This window comes from Rhodospirillales bacterium RIFCSPLOWO2_02_FULL_58_16 (assembly GCA_001830425.1).
In the GTDB taxonomy this organism is placed as follows: domain Bacteria; phylum Pseudomonadota; class Alphaproteobacteria; order Rhodospirillales; family 2-02-FULL-58-16; genus 2-02-FULL-58-16.
The window spans coordinates 122677-124054 of record MIAA01000014.1 but is presented as its reverse complement, the minus strand read 5'-3'; the positions used below and the strand labels follow the sequence as shown (position 1 = coordinate 124054).

Here is a 1378-nt window from a genome sequence, read left to right as displayed (position 1 = left end):
CCTTCCCTGAATGGTGGTCTTGCCCTTGGTCTGGGCCGAGGCGGGAGCCGCGCTCAATACAAGAAAGGCCGCAATCGTGATTATTAGAGCCTTTAAAGTCGGCGTCATTGCGACCGCGAGCGTCAGCGACGCGGGAAGCAATCCAGACGGCTGTTTTGCTTCCTGGATTGCTTCGTCGCTCCGCTTCTCGCAAAGACGGTGAGGCGTGGCCCGGTGCGGCCTTGAGTGATGCCAATCAATCTTTAAGTATTCTAGATTATATTTCATTTATGATTCGCAAGTTATCCGGTCATTTCCGCCACTTTTTCGGCAATGGCGAGCGAGGCGGTCAGGCCGGGAGACTCTATGCCGAAAAGGTTAACCAACCCCTTAACGCCGTGAACTTCGGGGCCGTGGATGATGAAATCGGCGGCGGGTTCGCCCGGCGCCTGGACCTTGGGGCGGATGCCGGCATAGCCCGGTTGCAGCGACGCCCTGGTCAGTCCCGGCCAGTAGCGCACGATAGCGTCGTAAAAGGCCTCGGCGCGGTCGGGGTTGACGGTGTAGTCCTCTTCATCGATCCATTCCAAGTCGGGGCCGAAGCGCGCCTGTCCTCCCAGGTCCATGGTGTAGTGCATGCCCAGGCTGGCGCCGGTCGGCGCCGGATAGATCAGGCGTGAGAACGGCGGCCGTCCCGGCAAATAAAAGTAATTGCCCTTGGCCAGATGGCGCGGCGGAACGGACGCCGGCGGCACCCCCTTGATCGAAGCCGCCACCGCCTGGGAACCGAGACCGGCGCAGTTGATGACGACGCCGCACGTCAAATCCATGGGGTGACTCCCGCCCACATGCAGAATGATCTTGCCGTCGCCGCCGCCGTCGCCGCCGGTCACCGGGCTGTTGTAGGCGATGACCGCGCCGTGTTCCTCTGCTTCCCCAAGCAGACTCAGCATCAGGGCGTGGGCGTCAATGATGCCGGTGGACGGCGACAACAACGCCATGCGGCAATGCAGGTTAGGCTCCAGGGCCATGGCCTCCGCGCCGTCAAGCCGTTTCAGGCCGTCAACGCCGTTCTGTTCAGCCTTGGCCGCCAGATCGTCAAGCGCCGACTCATCGTCGGCGCAGGTGGCGACGATCAGCTTGCCGCACCGCCTGTGGTTAATTCCATGGCTGGCGCAATATGCGTAGAGCATCTTGTTTCCCCGAACGCACAAGCGGGCCTTGAGGCTGCCCGGCGCGTAATAGATTCCGGCATGAATGACCTCGCTGTTCCTTGAACTGATGCCGGTTCCAAAGGCGCTCTCGGCCTCCAGGATAATGGTTTCCATGCCCTTTGCGGCCAGCGCCCCGGCGACGGAGATGCCGATCACCCCGGCTCCGATCACCGCGCAGTCTATGG

Annotated in this window: 1 protein-coding gene and 1 pseudogene (1 of these 2 cut by a window edge); both read right to left on the bottom strand. The window is 61.9% G+C overall.

Annotated features, from left to right (window positions below; translation table 11 throughout):
* Positions 1-141, bottom strand: a pseudogene (locus A3H92_08020) (hypothetical protein); it reaches 972 nt to the left of the window's first position.
* Between the two features lie 140 nt (positions 142-281).
* Positions 282-1378: FAD-dependent oxidoreductase (locus A3H92_08015; GenBank protein OHC75977.1), on the bottom strand; the 1097-nt coding region annotated here is incomplete at its 5' end.